The sequence below is a fragment of the Pedobacter sp. NJ-S-72 genome (assembly GCF_053890575.1).
This window is the reverse complement of the sequence record NZ_CM132681.1, coordinates 4,881,889-4,908,185: the sequence shown is the minus strand read 5'-3', so window position 1 is coordinate 4,908,185 and position 26,297 is coordinate 4,881,889. Positions and strand designations below refer to the sequence as shown.

Genomic DNA, 26,297 nt, shown 5'->3' with positions numbered 1-26,297 from the left:
ATAATGGTAAGCAAAAAACTAACTTTGTATTGTGCAAAAAATACACGCTTTCAGTAAAATAAATACGTTTTTTAACGCTCATGGCATAATCATGGACTCATTATATAGTAACCTGATCATCAGGACTGCCGTAATACTCCTGCTTTTCATATTTCCATTAACGCTTTCTGCACAGCAACAGGCTATTCAAACCGCCCAGCAAAGAACAAAAATTATCCTGCAAAGCTCAGAGAGAAGTAAAATCATTACTAAAACAGATATTACCTATCTGAGGAAACCAGTATTCAAACAAGACAATGCTATTCTTACCTGTGACAGTGCTGTTTTTTATACGGCTAAGAATTATTTCGAGGCATTTAATAACGTGCACATTAACCAGGCAGATACCATCAATATTTATTCAGATTTTCTTACCTACGATGGAAATGCTAAACTAGCCCATTTGACCAGTAATGTTCGTTTGCTGGACAGAACGTCAGTACTAACAACAAATATACTGGACTATGCCATGGGTCCGAAAGTCGGCACTTATGTAAGTGGTGGTAAAATTGTCAATAAGGACGCAACGATCACCAGTAAAAACGGTTATTACTTTGCAAACAGCAGAGATGCTTATTTTCGCTATAATGTATTGGTCGTTACTGATCAGAGCACGATAAAATCTGATACTTTAAGATATAATACCTTTCAAACTGGGCTTACTTTTACGGGCCAACAAATATCAAGGAAAAAGATGGTGGCAATCTGTACACCGAAAACGGGGCATATAATACAAAGACTACTTATGCTTATTTTGGAAAAAACAACCTTTATACCTCCGGCAGTAAATCCCTTAAAGGAGATAGTTTATATTATGACGGACGTGCGGGGTATGGCAAAGCCGTAAGGAATATTGTATTTAAGGATACGATCGATAAGATGCTGATGCACGGTCAGCTGGGTTTCTATTTCAAGAAAGACCAGCGAACCCTGGTGACCAGGAATGCCTATGCAGGTATTGGAACGAGTGATTCTATTACGGTTAAAACTGTGAAACGTGCCGATACACTTTGGTTAGGTGCCGACACGCTGGAAACTCAGATGGTTTTACAAAAAACCTTAAAACTGATTAAAGGCCCTGTGATTAAAAAAGACAATGAACTGGGCGAGGAAGATCGGGAAGGCAGTAAAGTAGGGAGTAGGGAAAAAGAAGGCTGGAGACACTAAGAAACCCGCAGGTACTACTGCAAATGGGAAAAACCCTAAAGCACCTGTCGGCCTCTCCAAACCTGTTTTAAATGGCAAAGACAGTCTGAAAAGAGATAGTCTTTTGAAAGCGAAGGTCCCAATAAAAACAGTTGATTCAATCATGAAAAAGATTCTGGAGTTAAAAGTCCAGGAGCAGTTAAAAAAAGCAGCAACCCAGAATAAGCCAGATCTTACTAAACTTACTGATACGCTAAAAAAGAAAAGCGATATTATAAAAGGTATTGATTCTGTGATCAAAAAAGGCATTCCTGTGCTCAAAGGCGATAGCTTGAAAAAACAAATCTTAAAAACAGGGCCCATTCTAAAAACGGACACCTCGAAGATTAAGATCGACCCAACAAAAATTAAAATTGATCCATCAAAGGTCAAAACAGACACTTTAAAAACCAAAACAGATACCGCAAAAACCAGGATTGATACTGCAAAACTCAAAACCGGGGTAAAAGCTGTGATCAAGAAAACGACTAAAGATAGTTTGCCATTTAACCCGGCAGACACTGTGCTCACCCGTAGTATCAAAGCATATCACCATGTCAACGTTTTCAAAACAAATATGCAGGCCAAAGCAGATTCACTGTTCTATACAAGTGCAGATTCTACCTTGCGCTGGTACAAAAACCCAATCATCTGGTCGGAAAAATCACAGCAGACAGGTGACACAATTTACCTGCAGCTGAGAAATAAAAAGATAAATTCTGTACAGGTACTCAGCAATGCATTTGCCGTTAATGTGGATACTGATTCAGCCAAATTCAACCAGATTAAAGGTAAAATGATAACTGGATTCTTTAAAGACGGGGCATTAAAAAGCATGTACGTAGATGGCAATGCAGAAAGCGTTTATTTTACGAAAACAGATGATGGAAAGAAATACGATAAAATGAACCAAACTATCAGCAGCAGGATCAAAGTTAATTTCAAGAAGAACGAAATTGATGAAGTCGTACCTATAAAAGATGTGGAAGGTGCAACTACCCCTGTCGCCGATATTAAACAGGATGTAATTCTAACAGGTTTTATATGGAAACCAGAATTACGGCCACGTTCAAAAAAAGATATTACCAATCCAAAGCCGATAGCCAAACCAAAAGCCGGAGCAAAAACTGCCGGAAAAACAACTGCCAAACCGGGTGAAAAAGCGACCGTTAAACCGGGTTCAAAAACAACAGGGAAACCTGCTGTCAAAGATCTGAAAGATGGAATAATTGATGCAATTACGGATCAGGTACCGGGTGCGGAAGGCATTATCAAAAAGGCAGCTAGAGGAGTTGACTCGCTTGGTTTGAAAAAAGCAACTGACTCTTTAAATTTGAAAAAAGAACACTGATTCATTGAAAAAGAAAGTCGATTCATTAAAAAAGGACATCAATCCATTAAAACTGATCGAAAAGGTTCCACCAAAGATCGCAGATACAATTAAAAAAGTATTACCTGCATTGCATTGATTAAGAAAGCAGACTCTTTAGCTAAACAGCCTGTTCCTTTAAAAAAGCAATAAGTTTGCGCATGGCAATTGCCCGGTGACTGATTTTATTTTTTTGTTCCATGTCCATCTCAGCAAAAGTTTCTTCGTAACCATCAGGTTGAAAAACAGGATCATAGCCAAAACCATTAACGCCCGTCCGGGATGCTCTGATTGTGCCATTAATTACACCTTCAAAGAGAAATTCCTCTCCATTTTGAATCAATGAAATAACTGTAATAAAACGCGCCTTCCGGTTTTGCTCTCCTTGCATTTTCTGTAAAACCAGTTCAAGATTCGCCTCATCTCCTCTTTCACCTGCATACCGTGCAGAATAGATACCCGGCTCATTGTTTAGCGCTTCAACTTCCAGTCCGCTGTCATCAGCAAAACAATCAAGCTTAAAGTTTTCTACCACAAAGTGGCTTTTCAAACCTGCGTTTCCGGCAAACGTATCAGCTGTCTCAGGAATATCAGTAGTACAGCCAATATCTTTCAGGTTCAACACCTCATACTGACCAGCCAGTAAAGTACTGACTTCTTTCGTTTTATTTAGATTATTGGTAGCAAAAACTAATTGTCTGATCATATGGACAGTTTTTTAAGGCTGCCCCACAATGTTTTCTTTCCAGTCTGATCATCAGCAAGCTGATCCAGATTTGCTGAAAAAATAAGTTGTGCAGCATCTCGCATAATAATTTCGTTTACAGGTTGTGAATCCATCCCAAGATGTAAAGGTGTAACGCCAAAAGAAAGAATAAGATTACTCTTAAAAAAGATTTTAAGTTCATCAAAACCAGTATTCCTATAGGCAGCATAGTTTAGTAATGCAAAATCATTTGCAGTTAACTGAAGTGCTTTCACAATATTTCTCAGTAATTCTTTTCCTCTGTCTGTACTCACATCATTCTGATCGTCATTTACCAGGATAAGGATATTTTTCAGATTCTTGCCCAGATATTTAAAAGCTACAGTCCTGGCAACTGATGCTGCTTCAACAACCTCAATGACAGGTATAGCAACAGAGATTAAAGACTCTACAACCGGTTTCTCAACTTCAATCACAGGAATTGCAATCTCAATTACAGGGGTAGATTTTGCTTCAGCCGGTATTTCAGAAAGTATTTTATTATCACTATTGACCAGGTAAATATCCTCCGTAAAAAATAAACGAAGAGCCTCTGCGCTGGTGGTTAACTGTTCACCCATGAATTATGCCTTTTTTGGGAAATATTTTTTGTGTTAAAATTAGTTAAATATCTTATTATAGTGCCTTAATTTATTACTTTTATACCTTAAAAATACCATTTAACCCTTTTTGTGAGAAAAATCTGTTTTATTCTTGTTCTCTGTTTTTTCTATTTCAGTACTGTCGCACAAAGCGTAGCTGTGATCAACGGCAGCCCTGTTAGTCAGAAAGAATTTGTATGGGTATATCAGAAGCATCGTCCGGAGAACACTAAACCAACACTGACAGACAGACTTAATTTCATTTTTAAACATATACATTGATTTTAAACTTAAAGTTCTGGATGCCCGGGAGTCTGGATTAGATAAAGACAGCACTTATATTGCAGAAACAAAGAATTACAAGAAGGCCTTATTAGACTCAGCGCCACCAGAAGCTAAAAAAGCAGATTTTTCACTGGTAACGAACGAGTTTTGTGAAGCCCTGTTACTTTTCAATATATCAGAAAAGAAAATATGGGATGGAATTGATAATAATGATAAATTGATACATGAATACTACAATGCACATATCGGGAACTATCCCTCTCTGTCTTATGAAGACAGTAAAAGTGAGGTAGCGCAAGACTATCAAAGGCAATTGGAGTGTAATTGGATAACAGCGCTGCGGAAGAAATATAAAATAACCATCGATCAGAATGTATTAAACAAACTGATCAGATAATACCGCAGACAAATCATTGAATAATAGTAAATTTGCAAATAAAATATAATTGAAAAGAGTATAATGAAGAAAATTTTATTGATGGCAAGCGGATTGCTCTTCTTGTTTTTAAATGTACAGTCCCAAACAAAAAGCGTAGATAAGGTGATTGCGGTACTGGGAAGTGATGTAATCCTATTGTCCGAATTGAATCAACAATATGTAATGTACCTGAATTCGGGGAATCCGGTTGATGAGAAGGTAAAATGTTATATCCTTCAACAAATGCTGGTTCAACACTTATTAAAGCAACAGGCTAATATTGACTCCGTAATGGTAGACGATAAGCAGGTAGACGATGAGCTGGATAAAAGAATGCGTTACCAGATTCAGCGTGCAGGTGGCCAGGATAAACTGGAAGAATTCCTGAACCGTTCTGTATTACAATATAAAGATGAGCTGAGACCTGATGTAAAAGATCAGCTTCAAGCCAACAAAATGCAGGGAACTATCACTGAAAAAGTGAGTATCACTCCTGTAGAGGTGAAAAAATATTACGATTCTTATAAAAAAGATAGCTTACCGGATATTCCTGCAGAATATGAAGTTGGAGAGATAGTTATTAATCCAGAGCTTACAAAATCAGAGAAACAACGTTTCTTCGATAAACTGGATGCGATCAGACTTCGTGTTAAGAGTGGAGAAGACTTCGGCTTTTTAGCAAAAACTTATTCAGAAGATCCGGGTTCAGCGCCAGAAGGTGGTGATTTAGGTTTCTTTGACCGTACCATGATGGCTAAAGAATTTACAGCCTATGCCTTTAAATTAAAACCAGGAGAACTTTCTCCAGTATTTGAAACAGACTTTGGGTTCCATATTTTACAGGTTGTAGAACGAAGAGGAGAGCAGGTTCATGCCCGTCACATCCTGATTCGTCCACAGACTACCCCACAAAGTTTAGACCGTGCTAAATTACACGCAGACAGCGTTTACAATAACGTACTTGCGAACAAACTAAGCTTCTCAGCAGCAGCATCCCTTTACTCTTCAAATAAAGAGTCAAAATACAACGGAGGTATGCTTTTATTTGCTGATAACGTAACTGCAAGAACAACATTTATTCCAGCAGATAAATTAGACCCAAAAGTATTCCTTGTTGTAGACACCATGAAAGTTGGTGAAATATCAAGACCAGTACCATTTACAGGAGCAGATGGAAAAGAGGGATATAAGATTGTCCTTTTGAAATCTAAAATAGCACCGCACAAAGGTAACCTTGAGCAGGATTATACTAAATTCAAGGAAAAGGCTCAGCAACAGAAAATGGACCGTGTAATGAGTGAATGGTTTGAAAAACGCAGAAAAAATACTTACATTAGAATTGATCCTGATTACTCAACATGTAGTGAGCTCAAAATCTGGACTAAACCAGTGTCAGCAGAAACAAAATAACTATGCAGTACAACAACGACAAAGAGGCAGTTGATGCCCTTCACCAATTCTACAAGAATATAAAGAATGAGATTGGTAAAGTCGTTATTGGACAGGATGAGGCCGTTAAGTCAGTACTCATCTCTATCCTGAGCAATGGACATTGCTTATTGGTAGGCGTACCAGGGCTAGCAAAGACACTACTGGTGCAAACCGTAGCAGACGTACTGGACCTTAATTTTAACAGAATACAATTTACCCCCGATCTGATGCCAGGGGATATCATTGGCTCAGAAATCTTAGGAGAAGACAGGAACTTTAAGTTCATTAAAGGTCCTGTCTTTTCTAATATTGTTTTGGCAGACGAGATTAACAGAACCCCTCCCAAAACCCAGGCAGCCCTCTTAGAGGCGATGCAGGAGAAATCCGTTACCGCAGCCGGTCACAAACACATCTTACCCAAACCCTTTTTCGTTCTTGCGACCCAAAACCCAATCGAACAAGAAGGTACCTATCCACTTCCAGAGGCGCAGCTTGACCGTTTCATGTTCAATGTCCTGTTAACTTACCCAAGCTTCCAGGAAGAGCTTATTATTGTCAAGAACTCAACAGGAAACAACCCCGTTACCCTAAAAAAACTAATCAATGCTGACCAGATCCAATTCTTCCAGCATTGATCCGTACGATCCCTGTGACCGATAACGTCCTGGAATACGCTGTAAAACTAACTGGGAAGACCCGTCCTGGAAACCCATTGGCTACCCCTGAGATTAACCAGTACGTAAACTGGGGAGCAGGCCCAAGAGCCTCCCAATTCCTGATCCTCGGAGCTAAATGCCATGCAGCTATCTCCGGCAAGTATTCTCCTGACATCGAAGATGTACAGGCAGTCGCAGAAGCTATCCTGCGCCATCGTATCGTAAGAAACTACCGTGCAGAAGCCGAAGGCCTATCCGTAGAAAAGATCATCAAGAACCTGTTGTAAAACCCATAGGTTTCGCCAACCAGTCTTTCCACCCTGTTTCGCCAACCAGTCTTTCCAAACTGCTTCGTCAACCAGTCTTTTCCACCCTGCTTCGTCAACCGGTCTTTCCAAACTGTTTCGTCAACCGGTCTTTCCAAACTGTTTCGTCAACCAGTCTTTTCCACCCTGCTTCGTCAACTGGTCTGGTCTTTAAACTGTTTCGTCAACCAGTCTTTTCCACCCTGCTTCGTCAACCGGTCTTTCCAAACAGTTTCGTCAACCAGTCTTTTCCACCCTGTTTCGTCAACTGGTCTTTCCAAACTGTTTCGTCAACCAGTCTTTCCACCCTGTTTCGCCAACCAGTCTTTCCACCCTGTTTCGCCAACCAGTCTTTCCAAACTGCTTCGTCAACCGGTCTTTCCAAACTGTTTCGTCAACCAGTCTTTCCACCCTGTTTCGCCAACCAGTCTTTCCAAACTGCTTCGTCAACTGGTCTTTCCACCCTGTTTCGCCAACCAGTCTTTCCAAACTGCTTCGTCAACCGGTCTTTCCAAACTGTTTCGTCAACCAGTCTTTTCCACCCTGCTTCGCCAACCAGTCTTTTCCACCCTGTTTCGTCAACCGGTCTTTCCAAACTGCTTCGCCAACCAGTCTTTCCAAACTGTTTCGTCAACCGGTCTTTCCAAACTGCTTCGCCAACCAGTCTTTCAAACTGTTTCGCCAACTGTTTCGCCAACCTTCCAACAATGAAGAGCTGTTTTCCAATTATTCATTATTGGGATTTCCCGGAGATTATGTCTGAACAATTTCCCAGCTGGAGGGGGTAAAAAAAGGACATGCTGTATGCTGACATCAGCACCCTTGAAAAGGGGGCGTAGTCAGCATACAGCATGTCCTTTTTTTTTACAAATGAGATGATTAAATTGGAGAAACTACTTTCCTGGCAATTCCAATTTCTGGAATAAATTCGGAAAATCAGTGATGATACCATCGACGCCCAACCCTACCATATACTCCATATCCTTCAAACTATTCACCGTCCACGGCACAATCTTTATCCCAGCCGCATGGCACCTGTCCACTAACCCTTTTCCAACTAAAACCGCATACGGGCTATAAAATGTCGGTGTAAACCCTAAATCCTTAATATTATTCTCAAAGTCTTCCTTCTCGTCAATCATCAGATCCGTTCTTATCTTCGGATACTTCTCATGTACACATACTGCAAACATCTGATATCAAAAGCCTGAATAATTGTTCTTTTAATCATCTTCTTTTTCTCCACCACATCCATCACCAGCTGAGAAAACTCCGCAGGTTCCGGGTGAAACTCAAGATCCCCTTTTCTGATAGTTTTAATTTCTATCGCATAATTAGGTTTAGCCAGCTTATGCAATTTAACATAGGCCTCTACCGAATCAATTACTTCACTCAGCAGCGGTTTATACGTTTTAATCTTCTGTTGTCCCGGAAAACGCTTATGCACTTTACTTCCAACATCATATTTACGGATCTGGTCATAATCCATTTCATACATATTATACTTCTTCTCCTCTTTCAGTGGAATCTCTTTACCATCCGGAGTCAGGCTGATCTCATTATTAAAATAAGGTTCATGCGAAAGCACTACCTGTTTATCTTTTGATATCACTACGTTCATCCCCAAAGTTGTTACCCCAAGATCCAAAGCCCTGAGCATACCACCGATTGTGTTTTCAGGCACAAACCTCTTGCACCCCGCTGTCCCTGTTTATCAAAAGTTTGCGCGTAACTCTGCACACTGAACAACAATGCGACTCCAAATAGTAAGTGTTTCTTCATGTTTATTTTCTTTAAGCAAAGCTCAATTCATCCGATAATCTATTATATCATTTAAATTTAAACAGCTTCCAATGATTTAACGGATAAACCCCATTTATTATATACAAAAAAAAAAAGGGCTTCTTAGTATCAGTTTAAAATCTAAACGAATACTAAGAAACCCTTTTTTTTTTTTTTTCGGAAATAAGAGCCTGTTTAAATTTAGATGATAAAATTGTTTATAGCTTATTTTTAAACAGGCTCTGAGAAACCTAACGTTCCGCAGGCGAATAAACCTGCTGAATCAGATTCCAGCTATAATCAGGTTGGCGCTCATAAATAAAAACATAATTAAAGCTCTCTCTTAAATCTGTTCTGTAATCAATAGTTGCCACCCCATAAGTATAGGCAAGATCACCACCACCAAGTGCTTTATCAGCATCTACAGTTCTGATACTCATCTTACTGATCATACTATTATAGAAAGCAATAATCTTATCTTTTCCTATTACAGGTTCATAACCAGGAAAAATAACTCTTGCATCATGGTTCAGGAAGCCACCATAAGCGGCAATACCGTAAGATTTCAAAGTTGCATTAAGTGTTTTTTCTGTGGTTAAGATGATATCCTTACCCGCAGCAATCTGTTTTGGCCCACCAAATTTCGGTTTAAAATAATCCTTAGGTTCTATAAAATGAGTCGTTACCGGTTGTAAAGGCTTATGATGTTCAGCTCCTAAATCGATAACCAGTTCCCAGTTTCCATTGAAGGATTTCCATATAGAAAGATACTCCCCATATGATTTTGTCTCCCCATCCACTGTATAACTACCAGAAGTAAAGCCCCAGTCACCACTGCGCGAAACTCTTGCATAATCAGGTACCCAGCTCAGATTTTTATCGTCAGGCTGAGTTGCATAAAATGCTTTTGCATTTACTGGGTTAGGCCTGAAAACCAGTGCATCTTTGGAACTATAAGTGTTAAAAGCAGATTTCACACCATCTTTTGCAGCCTTTGCTGCAAATTCCCGTTCCGCTTTTACTAATGAGCTTGTACTTCCATCTGTACGTTGAGCAAAAGCACCCAAAGTAAAAGTTGCAGCTATTAGCGTGCAGATAATTTTATTGATCATGTTTAATAATATATTTATAATTTATTCCAGGTTGTTCCTTCTTTACTATCTTTCAATTGAATACCGATATCCTGAAGGCCAATGCGGATCTTATCAGAAGTAGCATAGTCCTTATTCTCTTTCGCACTTTTCCTGATATCGATAACCATATCCAATACATCATTTAATTCTGTATTAGAACTCTCTTCATCTTTCAGTCCAAAGATATCATAAACAAAGTCTTGCATCAGCTGCTTTAATTTCTCAAGCTCGGTAGCAGAAATACCAGCCTTACCATCATAAACGGTATTGATTGATAATTCTTGCAGCTTCAAACAATTCAGCAATAACTACCGGACTGTTAAAATCATCATTCATTGCTTTTACACAGTTTAATCTGATCGGCTCAATTTCAAAATCACTGATTGCGGCAGGAACTAGTTTTTCCAGTAGATTTAATGAATTCATCAATCTTCTGAAACCCTTTTCTGAAGCATCCAGTGCATCATTTGAGAAGTCTAGTGTGCTGCGATAATGTGCCTGAAGCATGAAAAACTTAACCGTCATCGGGCTATATCCTTTTGTTAGCAAAGGATGATCACCAGAAAACAACTGTAAAGGCATAAAACCATTACCAGCCGATTTAGACATGCGCTGACCATTAACCGTCAGCATATTCGTATGCATCCAATATTTAGCAGGATGTTTATGATAACAAGCTTCTGACTGCGCGATCTCGTTGGTATGGTGAGTTGCTGCAAGGTCCATTCCACCACCATGGATATCAAATTCTTCGCCCAGATATTTCGCGCTCATTGCATTGCAGAACATTCAATATGCCAGCCTGGAAAACCAACACCCCATGGAGAAGTCCAGCGCATCAGTGTTTCAGGTTTAGCCTTAATCCATAAAGCAAAATCCAGTCTTCCACGTTTCTCGTCCTGTCCATCCAGCTCTCTTGTATTCGCCATCATATCATCAAGATTACGATTGGTCAATACTGTATAGTTATAAGTTTTACTATATTTTTTTTTTCATCAAAATATACCGTTCCACTGGTTTCATAAGCATAGCCATTGGCGATGATATCTTTAATCATCTCAATTTGCTCAATAATATGACCAGTTGCAGTTGGTTCAATACTTGGAGGCAGCGTATTGAACATTCTCAATACCTCATGGAAACCAAGTGTGTATTTTTGAACAATTTCCATTGGCTCCAGCTGTTCCAGCTTTGCTCTTTTAGCAAACTTGTCATCCCCTTCGTCACGATCACCTTCCAAATGGCCCGCATCTGTAATATTACGTACATAGCGAACTTTGAAGCCCATATATTTAAGGTATCTGAAAATTAAATCAAACGAAATGAAAGTACGGCAATTACCCAAATGCACATCACTATAAACAGTAGGCCCGCAAACATACATGCCCACATGGTGGCCGTTTAGGGGTTCAAAATTCTCTTTTTTGCGCGTAAGGGTATTGTAAAGCTGTAAACCGTTCTCCATTAGTATATAATTTTTTATTTAGCCCAGGAATATGCAGGGCCCAGGATAACAAAGATAAAAATTTGCGGGTATATTAGTTGATTCTTAAATCACTTCTTACAGGGAAATGATCGGATAACCTGGACTGTATAATCCTGTGGTTAATTACCTTGAATTTCTTTGTTGCAGAGATATAATCTATCTGAAAATTAGGAAATTTCCCATTATAGGTACGGCCCAACCCCGTTCCCTGCTCCACAAAGGTATTATGCAAAGATTTTGTAAGCTGTGTTACGGCATAAGAAGCCGGCGTATCGTTAAAATCTCCCGCAATCAGAAAGAAAGGGGGTTTTACATGTTTTCATGTGATCTTTCATAATATCAACCTGGCCACTTCGTTTAAGGAATGCCGTTTTCAGCATGCTGGCAATTCTTTTTGCCGGCATGATCTCAGTATCCATTTTCTGCGTTACTTTATCCAGGTAATTATAATCCTGTTTATCAAAAGAGATGGATTGCAAATGAACATTATACACTCTTACCCGCTCTTTATTAATCAGGATATCAATGTAAATACTCGCATTGCCGCCATGATTAGTACTAAACAAAATACTGCCTTTATTTACGATCGGATATCTTGAGAAAATAGCCAGGCCGGTAGCTTCATAGTCATTCCCGAAGATGGAATGAAATAATAATTGGAAGTCTTCAAAATACGCTTCAAACTATCTGTGATTGCAAATGTCCCTTTGCGACGGGTATAATATTCCTGAAAACAGATAATATCAGGATCTTCATTTTTCACTACTTCCAGCATCTGTTGCTTGACAGACTCGTTACTTGCTTCCCCATAAGGCTTAAAACTATGCACATTATAGGTCATCATTCTAACCAGTTCTGGTGCAGATTTTGGCCCTTCTCCAGATTCTCCTATAAAACCAACAGTCGCAATCAGCGGATGCCAGCCAATCAATATGATGGCGATTGTTCCTAAAGCAAACACTATTCTTCCACGTAAAATCCAAAACCCAATAATGATTAGATTAATCAGCAAGACAAAAGGATAGGCCAGCCCAAAGAAAGCGATGAGCTCATGTTCACGCGGATCAAGATTCCCAGCCAATATCCCTAGTAGCAAGGCAAAGGCAGCAACAATCCCAACCAGCAGTGTGATCTTCCCTAAAAATGTAAGCTTGCGTTTCTGTTTCTTCATTAATCCTTACTCGCCTTGAATAAAATCTCCTTTTCTGCTTTACTTAATTTATCATACCCTGATTTGGAAACTTTATCCAGAACAGCATCAACCTCTTTCTGATTAACCTTACCAGTTTTATTTCTTGCTCCAGGATTAGGTTTATCATTTTTAACCACCTTCAATACCGGCTTACGTTCAAACCAGCCACTTAAATCGTTCCCGCCCTGCAATAATTTAATATAAACAAAACCAAGCAAAGCACCACCAAGATGTGCAAAACTACCGCCCGGATTTTGAGAAGCGATACTGATCAGATCTATAACAATATATGCCATTAATAAATATTTCAGCTTTACATTGCCGATGAACATCAGATTCATCGTATAATCAGGCAGCAAAGTTGCGGTAGCTACCGCAATAGCCATAACCGATGCCGATGAGCCAACAATCGTTGCCGCATAAACACTACTTGCAAAAGCAGGGAAGATATTATAAGCCAGTGCATAGATCACTGCGCCCATCATCCCTCCTGCAAGATATACGAAATGGAATTGACGTGGTTTCAGGAAGTCTAAAAAGATCCTGCCCATCCAGAAGAGCCATAACATATTAAATAATATGTGGAAAATATCAGTGTGGAAAAACTGATAAGTCAGTATTGTATAGAACCGAAAAGGAAGTTTAGGCAATGCTGCCGGAAAAGCAACATACTCACTCAAATAATCAAAAAACCGGATACTGGTATTACCGGCCAGAAAATAGGTAACACCAAAAAGTGCAACAGCTACATAAATAATCGTATTGATACCAATATAAAAAAACACCGGGTTTCCAGACTGGAAAACTTTATATTTTAGTTCCGCTAACAGATTCTTCTTAGTCATAATAATCGTAAAATGTATCTTTTTCTTTCCATAATTTCACGAGTAGAAATCCAAGCAATGCGCCACCTAAATGCGCATAATGTGCTACAGAGTCACCCTGAAAACTTGCTACACCCAAACTCAGTTCTATCAAAATATACACCGGAATGATATACTTAGCTTTCACAGGTACAGGAATAAACATGATATACAATTCTGCATTAGGGTAAAGCATTCCAAATGCAACCAGCAAACCAAATATAGCGCCCGAAGCTCCAACCATAGGGCCGGATAAATACCTAATAGCGTCTGACCCTGATCAGGAGTTAATCCTCTCAGATTTAAAGATGCCATTCCTTTTGCAATATCGATAGTTACAGCCCCTGGATTAATGGCAGAACCAGTCATCTGGTAAACTTCAAATGCCTGCACCCCCCATTGTAATGCCAGTGCACCTAAACCAGTAATCAGGTAAAAGTTGATAAACCGTTTGGTTCCCCATCTTGTCTCCAGTACCGAACCAAAAGAAAACAGGGCAAACATATTAAATAAAATATGGGTAAAATTCCCATGCATAAACATATACGTAATAGGTTGCCAGATCTTAAACAGTGGAGAATCAAAATAAAAGGCACCAAGAAAATAACCAAGGTCAATTCCTTTAGATTCAAAAATATATTTAGCTGCAAAAAACAACCCGTTGATGATCAGCAGATTTTTAACAACCGGGGGTATATGAATATTATTCATCATTATTTATCAAATTTTCTGTCTATTTCGGTTAGTGTGACATCGTCTGGATTACAGGTCTGCCACTGATGCTGAAGTTTGGTGCTTTACAGGCAAACAACTGTTCAATTAACATATTCATCTCCTGCTGACCCAAAACAACGCCACTTTTAATTGCACTGTTTTTAGCCATACTACGGGCAAGAGAATCTCTTTTATCTAATTTTAATTCTTGCTGAGAGTTTTTAAACCCTTCTATTAAATGTTCAAAGAGCTGCGTCTCATTAATTTGGTTACTCCCCAAATCAACAGGAATTCCTTCGATCACCAGGGTGTTTTTTCCGAACTCTCTCACTTCAAATCCCAGGCTCTTAATATCGTCCAGCAAACTCTTAGCCAGTTCATAGTCATTAGGACTTAGCGTAACAGTCTGCGGAAATAAACTTTGCTGTGAAGCACCCTTCCGATCCTCCAGGTTTACGCTAAAACGTTCATATAATATTCTTTCGTGTGCGGCCTGCTGATCAATCAGCATTAAACCTGATTTAATCTGCTGCGAAATAATATATTTATTATGCAGCTGCATCAGCTGTTTTTGTATTGGCGCATATTTGTCATCAGGCCCGTTACCAGGCAGCTCCATAGCAACCTGCTCTACGGGTTTCTCTTTAGAAATTTCATAAAGCGAACCCCAGTTTTTAGCAACAGGCTGTTGCCCTCTGCTTTCTGTATTTCTGAACCCTGTACCAGCAGCCGTATCTGCACTTTTAAATCCGGAAAAGCCTTTATCAGCAGTTTTCTCGTCAGCAAAAGGATTAAAATCAGGGTTAAAACTAATACTTGGCGGAATAATTTCATCCAGCGACTTAGGACTGATCATTCCGCTAAAAGCAGTTTCCTGATCAAAGTCTATAGTCGGACTAATATTAAACCTGCCTAAAGACCGTTTTACCGCAGAGTGAATAATCGCATAAATCGACTTCTCATCCAGGTATTTGATCTCTGTTTTAGTAGGGTGTACGTTAACATCAATCTTAGCAGGATCAATATCTATAAAAAAACACACATAGAAAGGAAAGTTATCATCTGATAATAAATCCTCATAAGCTTTGTTAAGCGCATGGTTCAGATAAGCATCCTTGATGAAACGGTTGTTCACAAAAAAGAACTGTTCGCCCCTGGTTTTTTTAGCAAACTGAGGCTTACCAATAAATCCTTTAAGATTGATAATTGTGGTATCCTCCTCAACCGGGATCAGTCTTTCGTTATAATTATTTCCAAATAAATGGACTATTCGTTGTTTTAAAGCAGATGAAGGCAACCTGAAAATCTCCATACCATCATGGTGCAGCGTAAAAGAAATCGCAGGGTTAGCCAGCGATACTCTTTGAAACTCATCCATAATATGTCTCATTTCAGCAGGATTACTTTTCAGGAAGTTACGCCTTGCCGGGGTATTAAAGAATAAGTTTTTGATACTTATACTTGTCCCTTCCGGTGTAGCTACAGGCTCCTGTTTGGTTATCGTTGCCCCTTCAATCTCAATCAAAGTTCCCAGTTCATCTTCATAACGGCGGGTTTTCATCTCAACCTGTGCAATCGCTGCGATAGACGCCATTGCTTCGCCACGGAATCCCATGGTACGGATAGCAAACAGGTCTTCCGCCTTGCGCACTTTTGAAGTTGCATGACGCTCGAAACACTTACGTGCATCAGAAACGCTCATTCCACATCCGTTGTCGATCACCTGAATCAATGCTTTTCCTGCATCTTTAAGGATCAATTGTATCTTATTCGCCCCCGCATCAATGGCATTTTCCATCAACTCTTTCACTGCCGATGCAGGTCGCTGAACTACCTCTCCGGCAGCAATTTGATTCGCAACACTCTCGGGTAAAAGTTGTATTATATCTGACATTTATTTCCTTGGTAAAGGTCGCTAATTTAACGAAAATAAGCCTTATACATAAATCTTTTGATTATAAATACCATTTAATGACTAAGCCGGTACAAGCTTTTTATATCTTTAGCGTTCTGAATGAACTATAAGCTTTTTATGTACAAAAAAAATCTTGTTCAAACTATCACTGTTTGCTTTCTTGCCATTTCCTCTTTTAGTGCCTGCGCACAGGAACATCAAAAAAATGAAGAACTGTTAAAAGTCAATTCTAATATCCTCCAGCATACTGTTTTATTAAATAATCAGAACAGGATTATTCCTTTAACGGGCTTAGAAAAAAAGAATATTGCGTCGGTTAGCCTGGGCTTTGATTTTCAGAATGTATCAGATAGTTTACTGAATAAATATGCGAAAGTCACTTCTTTCAGCTCTGCAGGATATGAGAATTCCCCTGAATTATTAAAGCTCGAAGATGACCTGAAATTTTTCAATACAGTAATCGTTTCCATCCCGGATCAGGAAACAACAAAAGCGAAATATATTAACTTCATCAATTCGATAACTAAGACTAAATCTGTTATTGTTGCTTTATACGGTCTGAGAACTAACCTCACCTCGTTTGACTCATTAACCGCTCCGTTAATCTGGAGTCAGGACAAAAGCATGCAGGCAGCAACACTGATTCCACAAATCATTTTCGGAGGAATAGCCGCAACCAATAAATTAACCACTAATATTTCAGGTAAATACCTTACCGGATCCGGTTATACAACAACAGTTACCCGCTTAAAATATACCGTTCCGGAAGACGCAGACGTCAACTCTGATAACCTGAAAGAAATTGATAATATTACTGCCGAAGCTATTGCTGCAAGAGCTGCTCCGGGCATGGTAGTTTTAGTTACAAAAGACGGAAAAGTCATTTTTAACAAGGCTTACGGAACCCATACCTATGACGGCCCGCCTGATAAAGTTACGGACATATTTGACGTTGCTTCTATTACTAAAATAACAGCTACCACACCTATGGTCATGCGTTTAGTAGAAGAGAACAAATTGAAATTAGACACCAATATTGGTGCATACATCGCCCTTGCAAGACCTACAGCAATGAATGACATTCCGGTTAGAGATGTCATGCTGCACCAGGCTGGTTTTATCCCTTATATCGCGTTCCACGACGGTGTAAGACCCACAGATCATAGTCCGGATTCATCCGCAGCCTACCCGACTAAAGTAGCCGACGGATATTTTATCAGAAAAGACTATTTTAAAGATGTCATGTGGCCGCAAATGCTCAATGCACCGATCCGCACCAGAGGTAAATATGTTTATAGTGACATCAGCATGTATGTGATGAAAGATATTGTGGAACAGATTAGCGGAGAACACTTAAACGATTATACAGCTGAGAAATTCTACGCCCCACTGGGGATGCAGACTGCTGGTTTCCTTCCCAGAAACAGATTTAGCAAAGATCAGATCATCCCTACTGAGGATGATACTTATTTCAGAAAAACATTATTGATTGGGTACGTACATGATCAGGGTGCTGCCCTTGTAGGCGGGGTTTCTGGACATGCCGGTTTATTTGCCAGCACAAATGATATGGCAATTATGTATCAGATGTTTTTGAATAAAGGAACTTATGGCGGCCAGCAATATTTCAAACCCCAAAACTGTAGAAACTTTTACAGCTCAGCAATCTAATATCAGCAGAAGAGGCCTTGGCTTTGACCGCTGGGACCCCAATTTAGCTAAGAAATACCCTTCATCAACAGCTTCTTCACAAACATACGGACATACCGGCTATACCGGAACAGCTGTATGGGTAGATCCTGCAAGAGGGCTTGTTTATGTGTTTTTATCAAACCGGGTCAACCCCTCTGTAACTAATAAATTGGTAAGTATGGGAATTCGTTCACGTATTCAGGATGTAATTAACAGTGCAATTGACAAGGGAATGGAAAAATAAAATCGCTCTAAAACAGGCAGATATAAAATTAAACCGTTTTTTTAAGGGAGAGATTTTGTATTCAGGATCAATTTTTCTATAATTGCACCCGGTTAGCGAATAACCGTCTTTAAAGCCTTCTTAGCTCAGCTGGTAGAGCAACTGACTTGTAATCAGTAGGTCATTGGTTCGATCCCGATAGAAGGCTCGGAATAATAAAAAAAGGGTTCATTTACATGAACCCTTTTTTTATGCTTAAACTTCTTACTTTTTCAAACCTATTTCTCTCAGACGTTCGTCCAGATATTCTCCGGCTGTCATATCAGAATATTGTTTTGGATGAGCTTCATCCACACATGAATCAAGACTCGTTAAATCCATATCAGAACGCGGGTGAAGGAAAAAAGGAACTGAGAAACGTGATGTTTTCATCAATTCTCTTGGCGGGTTAACTACTCTGTGCGTAGTTGAACGAAGTTTGTTATTCGTTAAACGCTGTAACATATCACCTACGTTTACAACAATATCAGAGTGATGTGCTTTAATCGGCAACCATTCGTTACTACGTGTTAACACTTCCAATCCGTCAGCACTTGCTCCGATTAACAATGTAATCAGGTTAATATCTTCATGTGCACCTGCACGAACAGCATCATCTGGTAACGCATCCGGATTCTCAATAGGGAAGTAATGAATACCTCTTAAAATAGAATTTCCGTTATGCACATGTTTATCAAAATAATCAATTGGTAAGCTCAGGTAAGTAGCGATAGCTCTTAACAAATGTTTACCATTACTTTCCAGTTTCTGATAAACCTCGTTTGTCACTTCATTAAAGCCTGTGATTTCTTCCAGATATTCGTTGTCAGGATACTCATATTTAATAGGGTCTCCATCAACTACAGTCTGACCAATTTGCCAGAATTCTTTCAAATCTGCTGTTTTAGCACCTTTAGCTGTTTCTTTACCCGGGCTTGTATAACCACGTTGTCCGGCAAGCTCTGGTTTTTCGTATTTTGCTTTCTGATCTGCTGGTAAACGAAAAACTCCCTGGATATTCTGATATAATTTATCAATCAGCTCCTGGCTTAAGCCATGGTTTGTAATGGTCACAAAGCCTGAATCATTGAAGGCTCTGCCTAGTTCATCAGAAAATTTTTTACGGTCGTGTTCTGTTCCGTCAATATAAGAACCAAGATCTAAGGTTGGAATATAAGGTGTAGACATAATATTTGCTTAATGTTTGAATCGAAATTATAAAACAATTGTTAATAAAGTTGCCTGCGGTGGATTATTGAACCATAGTATTCTAATTTACAACATTTTAAGTTATTAACATTTATTACTATGAAAAGTTTTACAAAGGTTATCAGCTAGTTGTCGGCTGTTAGACAAGATCTTTTGAGGGAGCTGAATCAGATCGCATATAGCAATCTGCAAAACCATTTTATCAGCACACTGTCAATTTAGATCAGATTAACCTGATTACAAAACCACAAGCTTCTTACGTACGTATAATTGATATCAATCAGGTATTTTTTTTAAAATAGTTTACTGATTAAAAATTCATTTATTCTTCATTCTAAATCTCTGTCAAAATGAAATATCTAGCAATTATGGTTTTAACCCTATTATCAGTCAACAGTGCAAACGCGCAGCAGAAAAAGCTACAGAAAGCAACTTTTGGTATGGGATGTTTTTGGTGTTCAGAAGCATTTATTTCAGCGTTTGGATGGAGTAAGTGCAGTAAAATCAGGATACGAAGGCGGCAATATCCCCAATCCCACTTATGAGGACGTTTGTTCTGGCACCACAGGACATGCAGAAGTTATTGAATTGACCTATGATCCTGCTAAGATCTCTTATGATGAATTGCTCGAAGTGTTCTGGAAAAGCCATGACCCGACAACGCTGAACCGTCAGGGAGCTGATGCTGGCACACAATACCGTTCAGTAGTGTTCTATAATTCTCCGGAACAAAAAACAGCAGCAGAACATTATAAAGCCGAATTAAATAAAACAAATGCCTTCGGAAAACCAGTAGTTACTGAAATAACAAAAGCAGAGCCTTTTTATGTTGCAGAAAGTTATCACCAGGACTACTTCAGTAAGAACTCTAATCAGCCTTACTGCAGATTAGTCATCCTGCCAAAGATGGAGAAACTGGAAAAGATCTTTAAAGCCAAACTAAAACACTAAGTGATTCATTCACATTGAACTGATAAATTTTAAATTTCTCACGAAAGCTATGCACAAAAAAAAGGTAGCCTGATATCAGGCCACCTTTTTTTATATTATTACAGCCAAACTAAGGGAATTTTACTCCTCTGTATTTAGTCACATCTACAATTGGAATACTTGAACCATATTGTGCATTGATAGATCTGATAAATTCATTGGCAACAATTGAATAGCCTAGTGGAGTCAGGTGAATCCCATCCAGAGAGAAAAGGTTTCCTGTAATATAGGCCGCACTTACCAATGCACCATTTACCGTTTTACCAGCCGCATAGCTTTTAAACAAAGCATTTGCATCAACTAAAGCAAGACCATTCGCAGCAGCTACAGATTTGATCGTAACATTATATGAATTCGTGTAATCAACAACAATTGCTGCTTCAGCTTTATCCAGTACATATTTACTTTCAACCGGATTTAATGGATGTAAACCATAAGGGATACCTGCTGCATTTGGCTTCCCAATTACGTTAGCAGCTTTAAAGGAAGCAGAAAGTAATCCTCTGCTGTAGCTGGTCTTGGCGCTCCGCTGCCAGGCTGAATAAATATAGCCTGAACAGTTGGTGCAGAAACCTGAACAGCTGCCAGCAATGCTTTTAATGTAACAGTCGTAAAATATGGTGTACTTAAAACATCAGGGATAGTAGCAACTACACCTTTAGCACCAGTACCGCCAGCTCCCCCTTTCACCATAGTACTGGCGGCAAGGTTATATAACTGAGTAAAAAGTGCCTTATCAGTAGGGAAACTTGACGCTATTGCCCCTCCCTCTGATGCATAACCCAAAACATCATTATTTCCTAACCACATACTGAAAAAGGTAAAAGGCTTAGCCGTTACAAAATTAAGATATGGCGTAGTGTTTGCTGGTGAAGTATTAGGAAGCATACGCTCAAAATATGGGTTTACATTTCCATAATAAGTAAGCGTAATATTGTTTAACCTGATTCCCGGTACACCGTAATTGTTCAGGTCACCAGTATATTTTGCAAAAAGAGGCACTGTACCGAAACCTGGTACAACTGCTGAACCAATTACTGCATTAGCTGGTACATCAGTAATTACAGGATCTCCTGTAGCCGTAAAGCTTGATAATTTTTTATAACCCGATCCATCTGATTGGTTGGCATTGAAAAAAGGTGTACTGAAAGTACCACCGCCAACTGTTTGCATTTGCGTAGCAATCATTAATGGAAATGAATTTTGCTGTCCTTCCAAATACAATCCGCCATCTGCGAACCCTGATGTTAAGGAGTTTCCAACAGCAATATATCTTGAAAAATCAGCATTTCCTTTGCTGGGGGTTATGGTTTTTAGTTCTGGCTTGCAGGATGCTGCTGCAACAACAGCGACTGCAAGAATACTTCTGAATATAAATTTCGAGTTCATAATGTTTTGCTGAAAGGTGATTACCATTTATAAGATAAAGCAATGCCAGGGATATAAGCAACGGTTTTGAAATCACCGCTTAAATTGGTTTCAATATTGGTTTCATTTCTTGATTTGATATTTTCATATAAGAAAGATAAATCAATACTGAACCGCTCAGATGCTTTGTAACCTAAACCTGCGCTTAAAAGGATACGATTAGCATCAGGAACTTCTGGCGTTACATAACCTTTTCCAACTGGTGTAAATGCATAAGCCGCACCTAATCTTAAAGCCAAACGTTCTGTAGCCATGTTTTGAATACCTATACGCACCGCACCACCATCATGGTAATTTCTTGGAGAACTTGTATTTGGAATTCTTGAATTGTTGTTGTAATCAAAGGCCAGTACTTTGTATTTACTCCAGTGAACCCAGTTTGCATCAACTGCAATAATAGTTTTTGAAGTTGGATAAAAACCTAAACCAATAGAAGATGTTGCCGGCAAAGGTAAATTAGCACTGAATTTTGTAGGAAATCCGTCCTGTAATGCACCAGGAACTTTAAATATAGCATCTCCGTCTTTTACCTGTGCAGTTACCTGTGAACGGTGTGTAACACCAATGGTTATACCAGATACAGTTTCTACATAAATACCCGCATTCCATCCGAAATCATTTGAATTTCCTTTAAGTTGTGCGGTAGCCGAAGAACCATCGTTTAAAGTAAGCGGAACAGCTCTTTGTAAATCAACTTTTCCTCTTGAATATACAAGCCCTGCACCGATACCGATATGGTCTGTAATTTTATAACTCAGTGTAGGCTGAACAAAAATAGCCTGTAAGTCTAATGAAGTCACTGTGTATTTACCAGTCCAGTTTGGATCCCAGTGTACAGCCCCACCAAATGGTACGTAAACACCCAGACCAAAACGAAGTCTGTTATTAGGATTACCAAATACAGCATAAGCTGATGGATCTACTACAGTTTTGTCTTTTGTGTACTCTGTGATGTTAGAACCATTCTCTTTAAAAGCTGCTTTCAGGAAAATTGCACTTCCACCAGCCTGTACTCCATTTTTCTTGAGAAATGATACAGCACCGGGGTTAAAGAATACAGCTGCTTCATCTAAAGCAACCCCTGTACCCGCACCGCCCATAGCGGTCTGCTTTTGTCCCTGAAGGTTAACCTGGTAGGATTGGGAGTAGCCAAGAATAGGCACTGCCAGTAAAAAACTTAGTAGAATCTTTTTCATATTTGGTTGGTATTAAATTGATATTGTGTCCGCTTTTTAAAATTATTATTTTATGCAAGCATAACAATTAACGATTTTACTAAAAAAAGAAAACTTATCCAAATCTTATGACAGTTTTCTTTTATTCATTTAATTCAGAGCCTGTTCCATAATATCATACAAAAGTAAAATCAGAAGCCGTTTTCATCAAAATTGAATAACATACTTACATTTGTTAACACTGTTATTAATTAGGTGTTATAACAGCTTTACACCCTGAAACAAGAAAAATATGAGCTTAATAGATGCGCTTAAATGGCGATACGCAACAAAAAAAATGAACGGAGAAAAGGTCCCGCAAGCTAAGGTTGACCAAATTCTTGAAGCTGCACGACTTGCACCTACTTCATCTGGTCTTCAACCATTTAAAGTAATCGTGGTTACTAACCCCGAACTAAAGGCAAAAATCCAGACCGTTGCATTTGGACAATCTCAAATAGTTGATTCCTCACACCTGCTCATTTTCGCAGCATGGGATAACTATACTGAACAGAACATCAGATCTGTTTTTGCACGTACAAATGCAGAACGCGGTCTGCCAGATGAGACTCCGTCAGACTACGAAATCCAACTGAGCTCAAACTACACGACAAGAACTGAAGAAGTCAACTTTAACCATGCTGCAAGACAAGCCTATATTGGTTTTGGTGTTGCACTTGCAGAAGCTGCCTTGTTAAAAGTAGATGCTACTCCAATGGAGGGATTTAATCCTGCAGAACTGGATGAGCTATTAGGTTTAAGACAAAGAGGTCTTCGTAGTGTTACTTTATTGCCATTAGGTTACAGAAGCGAAAGTGAAGACTGGTTGGTTAACTTGAAAAAAGTACGTACACCAAAAGCTGAATTCGTTATTGAATATAACTAAAATAATACTTGTTTAAATTCAGACAATCAATGAAAAGGAGCCAGGGAAACCCGGCTCCTTTTTTTTATGGTAAAAAACCCGGTTCTGCGGCGTAATGACTTTGGTAAGATAGTATAAGACAAGCGTACCACGTTCGGACGAACATGCGTGTGAGTCCACGTCAAGTCCACGTCGGGTCCACAGTGAGTCCGCCTTTTGCTGAAAATAGGTGGATTCACTGTGTAACTCCTATGGATCAGAACTGGATTCGTACAGAAGTTCCTCCGAATGCTTCATAGCCACCCTGCTAACCGTCTGGAAATGTCAAAATATGTTAAACGTTCCCGAAGGTTATGGAACCTCCTGCTTAATTCAATATATTAGCAAGATTAATCTTGTATCATAAGCAATTCATGAACTACTTTAAATTATCATTTGCACTATCTATACTTTGCTTTTCCCTGAATTTCCAGCATCAGCTCAACAGGATACCGTTATTCTAAGCTCCATTCTTAATAAATCCAAGATCATTGCTGAACAGCATCCTGTAGAAAAAGTTTATCTCCATTTCGATAAACCTTATTATAGCGTAGCAGATACCATGTTCTTCAAAGCTTATCTCACTTTTGAACAAAACATCCCTTCTCCGCTAAGTAAAGTAGTATATGTAGATGTTCTGAACAGTCAGGATTCACTGGTAAAATCACTTAAATTACCAGTAACCAATAGCATGGCATACGGAAGTCTGGAACTGGACATGGTGAATTTTAAACAAGGAAACTATTATGTCCGGGCATATACAACATGGATGCTCAATTCAAGTATAGATTATTTTTTCACTAAAACTATTCTTATCGGAGAGGCAATTGATAAAAAACTGATCACCCATTTAACTTATAATAACGTACAGACCGATAAAAGCCAGGTTATCAATGCGCAGATCCAGTTTAAGAATCTGGATAAGGCTATCCTATCCTTGCCAATAAACCAGTCAACTGGAGTGTAATGTCTAACTACGAGGTAGTGAGCAAAGGCAGAGGAGTTACTGACCAGAATGGGATCTTAAAAATAAGTATCAGTCCGCGTAAAAATGAATTTATCACTAAAGGTGATCTGACAACTGAATTAAATATGGGCAACCAGGAAGTTTTAAACTCTTCCTTTGTGCTAAAGCCAAAAACAGGAAGCACTGATATCCAATTCTTCCCTGAAGGTGGCGAACTCATTAAAGGTATCCCAACTCAAATAGCTTTTAAGGCCATTAAACAAGATGGCCTTAGTATTGAAGTCAAAGGAACTATCGCAGACAGCGATGGTAATCAGATTACGGCTTTTAACTCAACCCATGCGGGTATGGGTACTTTCTACCTGAACCCTGAAGGTGGAAAAACCTACAAAGCAACGGTTACTTTTAGTGATGGCACTAAAAAAGTAATAGACTTGCCAAAAATTGTAGAGTCAGGAGTTTCAGTACAGGCTAACTCAGCAAATCCTGGCCTGATCAATTTTAAAATTGTAGCCAGCGATACCTACTTCCAGCAAAACCAGGGTAAAAGTGTGTATCTCGTAGCACAAAATGCTGGTCAGGTTTACTATGCAGCACAATCAAAATTATTGACACAGGTTACCGCAGCTAAAATACCGACTGACAAATTCCCTTCAGGAATTATTCAGTTAACACTTTTCAATGCAACCGGAGAACCTATCAGTGAACGCCTGGTGTTCGTACTTCATAAAAATGCGATGAACCTGACTTTAAAAACAGATCTTCCTGCTTATAAAGTCAGACAAAAAGTAAGAATGACTGTATCTGCTAAAGATTCAACACAACGTTTGGTTGGAAATTTCTCAGTTAGCGTAACCGATCAGCAGAAAGTACCTGTAGATGAGAATACAGAAACGACTATATTAAGTTCTCTTTTGCTTACCTCTGACCTTCAGGGTTTTGTAGAGCGTCCCAATTATTACTTCGTTAAACCGATGAGAAAAAACGTGCAGAGCTGGATGTATTAATGCTTACACAGGGTTATCGCCGTTTCTCATACAAAGAGATCATGGCCAGCAGATTCCCTGCAAACACATTTCTTCCTGAACAGGGAATAAGTGTGACAGGAATTCTTAGAGATAGAACAGGAATGCCGGTTAGAAAAGGCGCTTTGCGTTTAACAAGTCCGGGCAGAACACTTTCATCAGAAACACTGACAACAAACTCAGGCCTTTTTGCTTTCCCAAATCTTGTTTTCGAAGATGGAGCCGAACTATTGATCAATGCAAAATATAATGCAGCAGGAAGCAATATGATGATTGTATTGGATAACCCTCCGTTTCCTGAGATAACGAATAACCCTAACCTGGCTACTGAGGTTGTGAATATTGACAGTACATTATCTGCTTACCTGGATAACAGTAAAAAAAAATACAGTAACCTGCGTACACTGAAAGAGGTGAAAATTACAGGAGCAACAGTTAAAAAAAAAACTAGTCACGCACGCATCATACAGCTTTAACCGGGCTTAG

Annotated in this window: 28 protein-coding genes, 1 tRNA gene and 3 pseudogenes; 14 read left to right on the top strand and 18 right to left on the bottom strand. The window is 39.1% G+C overall.

The features are described from left to right. Positions 1-91 precede the first annotated feature (91 nt). From ACWYN3_RS32350 to ACWYN3_RS32340, 3 genes are all read left to right on the top strand, one after another. Positions 92-886, top strand: coding sequence for an OstA-like protein (locus ACWYN3_RS32350; protein ID WP_456217946.1), 795 nt, complete (start codon positions 92-94; stop codon positions 884-886). A 32-nt stretch (positions 887-918) separates the two neighbouring features. Beyond that, positions 919-1,206 (top strand): hypothetical protein, encoded by a 288-nt coding sequence (locus tag ACWYN3_RS32345; protein ID WP_456217945.1) that lies wholly within the window; start codon positions 919-921, stop codon positions 1,204-1,206. 142 nt (positions 1,207-1,348) lie between these two features. Then, positions 1,349-2,575, top strand: coding sequence for a hypothetical protein (locus tag ACWYN3_RS32340; RefSeq protein ID WP_456217944.1), 1,227 nt, complete (start codon positions 1,349-1,351; stop codon positions 2,573-2,575). Positions 2,576-2,714: 139 nt separating this feature from the next. Here the strand turns inward: ACWYN3_RS32340 and ACWYN3_RS32335 are convergent, their stop codons facing one another. Next, entirely contained in the window at positions 2,715-3,299 is a 585-nt protein-coding gene (locus ACWYN3_RS32335) for a non-canonical purine NTP diphosphatase (RefSeq protein ID WP_456217943.1), read from the bottom strand. Then, positions 3,296-3,919, bottom strand: a complete 624-nt coding sequence (locus tag ACWYN3_RS32330; protein WP_456217942.1) for a hypothetical protein — start codon at positions 3,917-3,919, stop codon at positions 3,296-3,298. Before ACWYN3_RS32330 ends, ACWYN3_RS32335 begins: the two co-directional genes overlap by 4 nt. A gap of 523 nt (positions 3,920-4,442) precedes the next feature. On the opposite strand from ACWYN3_RS32330, the gene ACWYN3_RS32325 reads away from it, so the two are divergent. The 3 genes and pseudogenes from ACWYN3_RS32325 (at position 4,443) to ACWYN3_RS32315 (ending at position 7,017) form a co-directional block, all read left to right on the top strand. Then, complete coding sequence (locus ACWYN3_RS32325; protein WP_456217941.1) at positions 4,443-4,622, top strand: hypothetical protein; 180 nt, start codon at positions 4,443-4,445, stop codon at positions 4,620-4,622. Positions 4,623-4,685: 63 nt separating this feature from the next. Continuing rightward, positions 4,686-6,053 (top strand): peptidylprolyl isomerase, encoded by a 1,368-nt coding sequence (locus ACWYN3_RS32320; protein WP_456217940.1) that lies wholly within the window; start codon positions 4,686-4,688, stop codon positions 6,051-6,053. A 2-nt stretch (positions 6,054-6,055) separates the two neighbouring features. After that, positions 6,056-7,017, top strand: a pseudogene (locus tag ACWYN3_RS32315) (AAA family ATPase). A 229-nt stretch (positions 7,018-7,246) separates the two neighbouring features. Here the strand turns inward: ACWYN3_RS32315 and ACWYN3_RS32310 are convergent. The 12 genes and pseudogenes from ACWYN3_RS32310 to mutL form a co-directional block, all read right to left on the bottom strand. Beyond that, on the bottom strand, positions 7,247-7,420 hold the full coding sequence (locus tag ACWYN3_RS32310; protein WP_456217939.1) for a hypothetical protein: 174 nt from the start codon (positions 7,418-7,420) through the stop codon (positions 7,247-7,249). Positions 7,421-7,429: 9 nt separating this feature from the next. Beyond that, the gene (locus ACWYN3_RS32305; protein ID WP_456217938.1) at positions 7,430-7,720 is read right to left on the bottom strand and encodes a hypothetical protein; all 291 of its coding nucleotides are present in this window, start codon (positions 7,718-7,720) and stop codon (positions 7,430-7,432) included. Positions 7,721-7,928: 208 nt separating this feature from the next. After that, the gene (locus ACWYN3_RS32300) at positions 7,929-8,228 is read right to left on the bottom strand and encodes a glycerophosphodiester phosphodiesterase family protein (protein ID WP_456217937.1); all 300 of its coding nucleotides are present in this window, start codon (positions 8,226-8,228) and stop codon (positions 7,929-7,931) included. Then, positions 8,189-8,695 carry a glycerophosphodiester phosphodiesterase family protein gene (locus tag ACWYN3_RS32295; protein ID WP_456217936.1) on the bottom strand — a complete coding sequence of 169 codons (507 nt, stop codon included), beginning with the start codon at positions 8,693-8,695 and terminating at the stop codon, positions 8,189-8,191. The genes ACWYN3_RS32300 and ACWYN3_RS32295 overlap by 40 nt, the downstream gene beginning before the upstream one ends. Before the next feature lie 373 nt (positions 8,696-9,068). After that, positions 9,069-9,929: a nuclear transport factor 2 family protein gene (locus ACWYN3_RS32290; protein ID WP_456217935.1), complete on the bottom strand. Its 861-nt coding sequence runs from the start codon at positions 9,927-9,929 to the stop codon at positions 9,069-9,071. Between the two features lie 14 nt (positions 9,930-9,943). Next, positions 9,944-11,415, bottom strand: a pseudogene (gene cysS, locus ACWYN3_RS32285) (cysteine--tRNA ligase). A gap of 73 nt (positions 11,416-11,488) precedes the next feature. Continuing rightward, positions 11,489-11,668, bottom strand: a complete 180-nt coding sequence (locus ACWYN3_RS32280) for a hypothetical protein (RefSeq protein ID WP_456217934.1) — start codon at positions 11,666-11,668, stop codon at positions 11,489-11,491. A 43-nt stretch (positions 11,669-11,711) separates the two neighbouring features. Further along, a complete protein-coding gene (locus ACWYN3_RS32275; protein WP_456217933.1) occupies positions 11,712-12,002 on the bottom strand; it encodes a hypothetical protein in 291 nt (96 codons plus the stop codon). A gap of 14 nt (positions 12,003-12,016) precedes the next feature. After that, complete coding sequence (locus ACWYN3_RS32270) at positions 12,017-12,607, bottom strand: hypothetical protein (protein WP_456217932.1); 591 nt, start codon at positions 12,605-12,607, stop codon at positions 12,017-12,019. Continuing rightward, the gene (locus ACWYN3_RS32265) at positions 12,607-13,473 is read right to left on the bottom strand and encodes a rhomboid family intramembrane serine protease (protein ID WP_456217931.1); all 867 of its coding nucleotides are present in this window, start codon (positions 13,471-13,473) and stop codon (positions 12,607-12,609) included. The genes ACWYN3_RS32270 and ACWYN3_RS32265 overlap by 1 nt, the downstream gene beginning before the upstream one ends. Next, positions 13,466-14,202 (bottom strand): annotated as a pseudogene (locus ACWYN3_RS32260) (rhomboid family intramembrane serine protease). The gene ACWYN3_RS32265 and the pseudogene ACWYN3_RS32260 overlap by 8 nt, the downstream one beginning before the upstream one ends. A 31-nt stretch (positions 14,203-14,233) precedes the next feature. Next, positions 14,234-16,099, bottom strand: coding sequence for a DNA mismatch repair endonuclease MutL (mutL, locus tag ACWYN3_RS32255; protein WP_456217930.1), 1,866 nt, complete (start codon positions 16,097-16,099; stop codon positions 14,234-14,236). A gap of 138 nt (positions 16,100-16,237) precedes the next feature. Here mutL and ACWYN3_RS32250 point away from each other — a divergent pair, with 138 nt between their 5' ends. The 3 genes from ACWYN3_RS32250 to ACWYN3_RS32240 all read left to right on the top strand — a co-directional run bounded on the left by ACWYN3_RS32250 (position 16,238) and on the right by ACWYN3_RS32240 (position 18,243). Further along, on the top strand, positions 16,238-17,791 hold the full coding sequence (locus ACWYN3_RS32250) for a serine hydrolase domain-containing protein (RefSeq protein ID WP_456217929.1): 1,554 nt from the start codon (positions 16,238-16,240) through the stop codon (positions 17,789-17,791). Next, a complete protein-coding gene (locus ACWYN3_RS32245) occupies positions 17,730-18,056 on the top strand; it encodes a serine hydrolase (RefSeq protein ID WP_456217928.1) in 327 nt (108 codons plus the stop codon). Before ACWYN3_RS32250 ends, ACWYN3_RS32245 begins: the two co-directional genes overlap by 62 nt. Positions 18,057-18,170: 114 nt before the next feature. After that, positions 18,171-18,243 (top strand) — tRNA-Thr (locus ACWYN3_RS32240). 56 nt (positions 18,244-18,299) lie between these two features. Here the strand turns inward: ACWYN3_RS32240 and ACWYN3_RS32235 are convergent. Then, entirely contained in the window at positions 18,300-19,262 is a 963-nt protein-coding gene (locus tag ACWYN3_RS32235) for an isopenicillin N synthase family dioxygenase (RefSeq protein WP_456217927.1), read from the bottom strand. Between the two features lie 417 nt (positions 19,263-19,679). Between ACWYN3_RS32235 and msrA the strand changes: the two genes are divergently transcribed. Further along, a complete protein-coding gene (gene msrA / locus ACWYN3_RS32230) occupies positions 19,680-20,234 on the top strand; it encodes a peptide-methionine (S)-S-oxide reductase MsrA (RefSeq protein WP_456217926.1) in 555 nt (184 codons plus the stop codon). 109 nt (positions 20,235-20,343) lie between these two features. On the opposite strand, the gene ACWYN3_RS32225 is transcribed toward msrA, so the two are convergent. The 3 genes from ACWYN3_RS32225 to ACWYN3_RS32215 all read right to left on the bottom strand — a co-directional run bounded on the left by ACWYN3_RS32225 (position 20,344) and on the right by ACWYN3_RS32215 (position 22,897). Next, on the bottom strand, positions 20,344-20,559 hold the full coding sequence (locus ACWYN3_RS32225; protein WP_456217925.1) for a hypothetical protein: 216 nt from the start codon (positions 20,557-20,559) through the stop codon (positions 20,344-20,346). 179 nt (positions 20,560-20,738) lie between these two features. Next, a complete protein-coding gene (locus ACWYN3_RS32220) occupies positions 20,739-21,662 on the bottom strand; it encodes a hypothetical protein (RefSeq protein WP_456217924.1) in 924 nt (307 codons plus the stop codon). Positions 21,663-21,682: 20 nt separating this feature from the next. Next, positions 21,683-22,897: an OmpP1/FadL family transporter gene (locus ACWYN3_RS32215; protein ID WP_456217923.1), complete on the bottom strand. Its 1,215-nt coding sequence runs from the start codon at positions 22,895-22,897 to the stop codon at positions 21,683-21,685. 271 nt (positions 22,898-23,168) lie between these two features. Between ACWYN3_RS32215 and ACWYN3_RS32210 the strand changes: the two genes are divergently transcribed. The 4 genes from ACWYN3_RS32210 to ACWYN3_RS32195 all read left to right on the top strand — a co-directional run bounded on the left by ACWYN3_RS32210 (position 23,169) and on the right by ACWYN3_RS32195 (position 26,287). Further along, complete coding sequence (locus tag ACWYN3_RS32210; RefSeq protein ID WP_456217922.1) at positions 23,169-23,801, top strand: NAD(P)H-dependent oxidoreductase; 633 nt, start codon at positions 23,169-23,171, stop codon at positions 23,799-23,801. 430 nt (positions 23,802-24,231) lie between these two features. Beyond that, entirely contained in the window at positions 24,232-24,786 is a 555-nt protein-coding gene (locus tag ACWYN3_RS32205) for a hypothetical protein (protein ID WP_456217921.1), read from the top strand. After that, complete coding sequence (locus ACWYN3_RS32200; protein ID WP_456217920.1) at positions 24,786-25,793, top strand: hypothetical protein; 1,008 nt, start codon at positions 24,786-24,788, stop codon at positions 25,791-25,793. Before ACWYN3_RS32205 ends, ACWYN3_RS32200 begins: the two co-directional genes overlap by 1 nt. After that, positions 25,793-26,287 (top strand): carboxypeptidase-like regulatory domain-containing protein, encoded by a 495-nt coding sequence (locus ACWYN3_RS32195; protein ID WP_456217919.1) that lies wholly within the window; start codon positions 25,793-25,795, stop codon positions 26,285-26,287. Before ACWYN3_RS32200 ends, ACWYN3_RS32195 begins: the two co-directional genes overlap by 1 nt. The last annotated feature ends 10 nt before the right edge of the window (positions 26,288-26,297 follow it).

Bases quoted from the DNA above. Each gene is read 5' to 3' on its own strand.
- ACWYN3_RS32245 (WP_456217928.1), top strand. From the start codon at position 17,730: ATGGCGGCCAGCAATATTTCAAACCCCAAAACTGTAGAAACTTTTACA.
- ACWYN3_RS32350 (WP_456217946.1), top strand. From the start codon at position 92: ATGGACTCATTATATAGTAACCTGATCATCAGGACTGCCGTAATACTC.
- ACWYN3_RS32265 (WP_456217931.1), bottom strand. From the start codon at position 13,473: ATGACTAAGAAGAATCTGTTAGCGGAACTAAAATATAAAGTTTTCCAG.
- ACWYN3_RS32235 (WP_456217927.1), bottom strand. From the start codon at position 19,262: ATGTCTACACCTTATATTCCAACCTTAGATCTTGGTTCTTATATTGAC.
- mutL (WP_456217930.1), bottom strand. From the start codon at position 16,099: ATGTCAGATATAATACAACTTTTACCCGAGAGTGTTGCGAATCAAATT.
- ACWYN3_RS32295 (WP_456217936.1), bottom strand. From the start codon at position 8,695: ATGCTCAGGGCTTTGGATCTTGGGGTAACAACTTTGGGGATGAACGTA.
- ACWYN3_RS32200 (WP_456217920.1), top strand. From the start codon at position 24,786: ATGTCTAACTACGAGGTAGTGAGCAAAGGCAGAGGAGTTACTGACCAG.
- ACWYN3_RS32320 (WP_456217940.1), top strand. From the start codon at position 4,686: ATGAAGAAAATTTTATTGATGGCAAGCGGATTGCTCTTCTTGTTTTTA.
- ACWYN3_RS32215 (WP_456217923.1), bottom strand. From the start codon at position 22,897: ATGAAAAAGATTCTACTAAGTTTTTTACTGGCAGTGCCTATTCTTGGC.
- ACWYN3_RS32300 (WP_456217937.1), bottom strand. From the start codon at position 8,228: ATGTTTGCAGTATGTGTACATGAGAAGTATCCGAAGATAAGAACGGAT.
- ACWYN3_RS32195 (WP_456217919.1), top strand. From the start codon at position 25,793: ATGCTTACACAGGGTTATCGCCGTTTCTCATACAAAGAGATCATGGCC.
- ACWYN3_RS32335 (WP_456217943.1), bottom strand. From the start codon at position 3,299: ATGATCAGACAATTAGTTTTTGCTACCAATAATCTAAATAAAACGAAA.
- ACWYN3_RS32340 (WP_456217944.1), top strand. From the start codon at position 1,349: ATGAAAAAGATTCTGGAGTTAAAAGTCCAGGAGCAGTTAAAAAAAGCA.
- ACWYN3_RS32290 (WP_456217935.1), bottom strand. From the start codon at position 9,929: ATGATCAATAAAATTATCTGCACGCTAATAGCTGCAACTTTTACTTTG.
- ACWYN3_RS32345 (WP_456217945.1), top strand. From the start codon at position 919: ATGCTGATGCACGGTCAGCTGGGTTTCTATTTCAAGAAAGACCAGCGA.
- ACWYN3_RS32330 (WP_456217942.1), bottom strand. From the start codon at position 3,919: ATGGGTGAACAGTTAACCACCAGCGCAGAGGCTCTTCGTTTATTTTTT.
- ACWYN3_RS32270 (WP_456217932.1), bottom strand. From the start codon at position 12,607: ATGAAGAAACAGAAACGCAAGCTTACATTTTTAGGGAAGATCACACTG.
- ACWYN3_RS32210 (WP_456217922.1), top strand. From the start codon at position 23,169: ATGAGCTTAATAGATGCGCTTAAATGGCGATACGCAACAAAAAAAATG.
- ACWYN3_RS32220 (WP_456217924.1), bottom strand. From the start codon at position 21,662: ATGAACTCGAAATTTATATTCAGAAGTATTCTTGCAGTCGCTGTTGTT.
- ACWYN3_RS32250 (WP_456217929.1), top strand. From the start codon at position 16,238: ATGTACAAAAAAAATCTTGTTCAAACTATCACTGTTTGCTTTCTTGCC.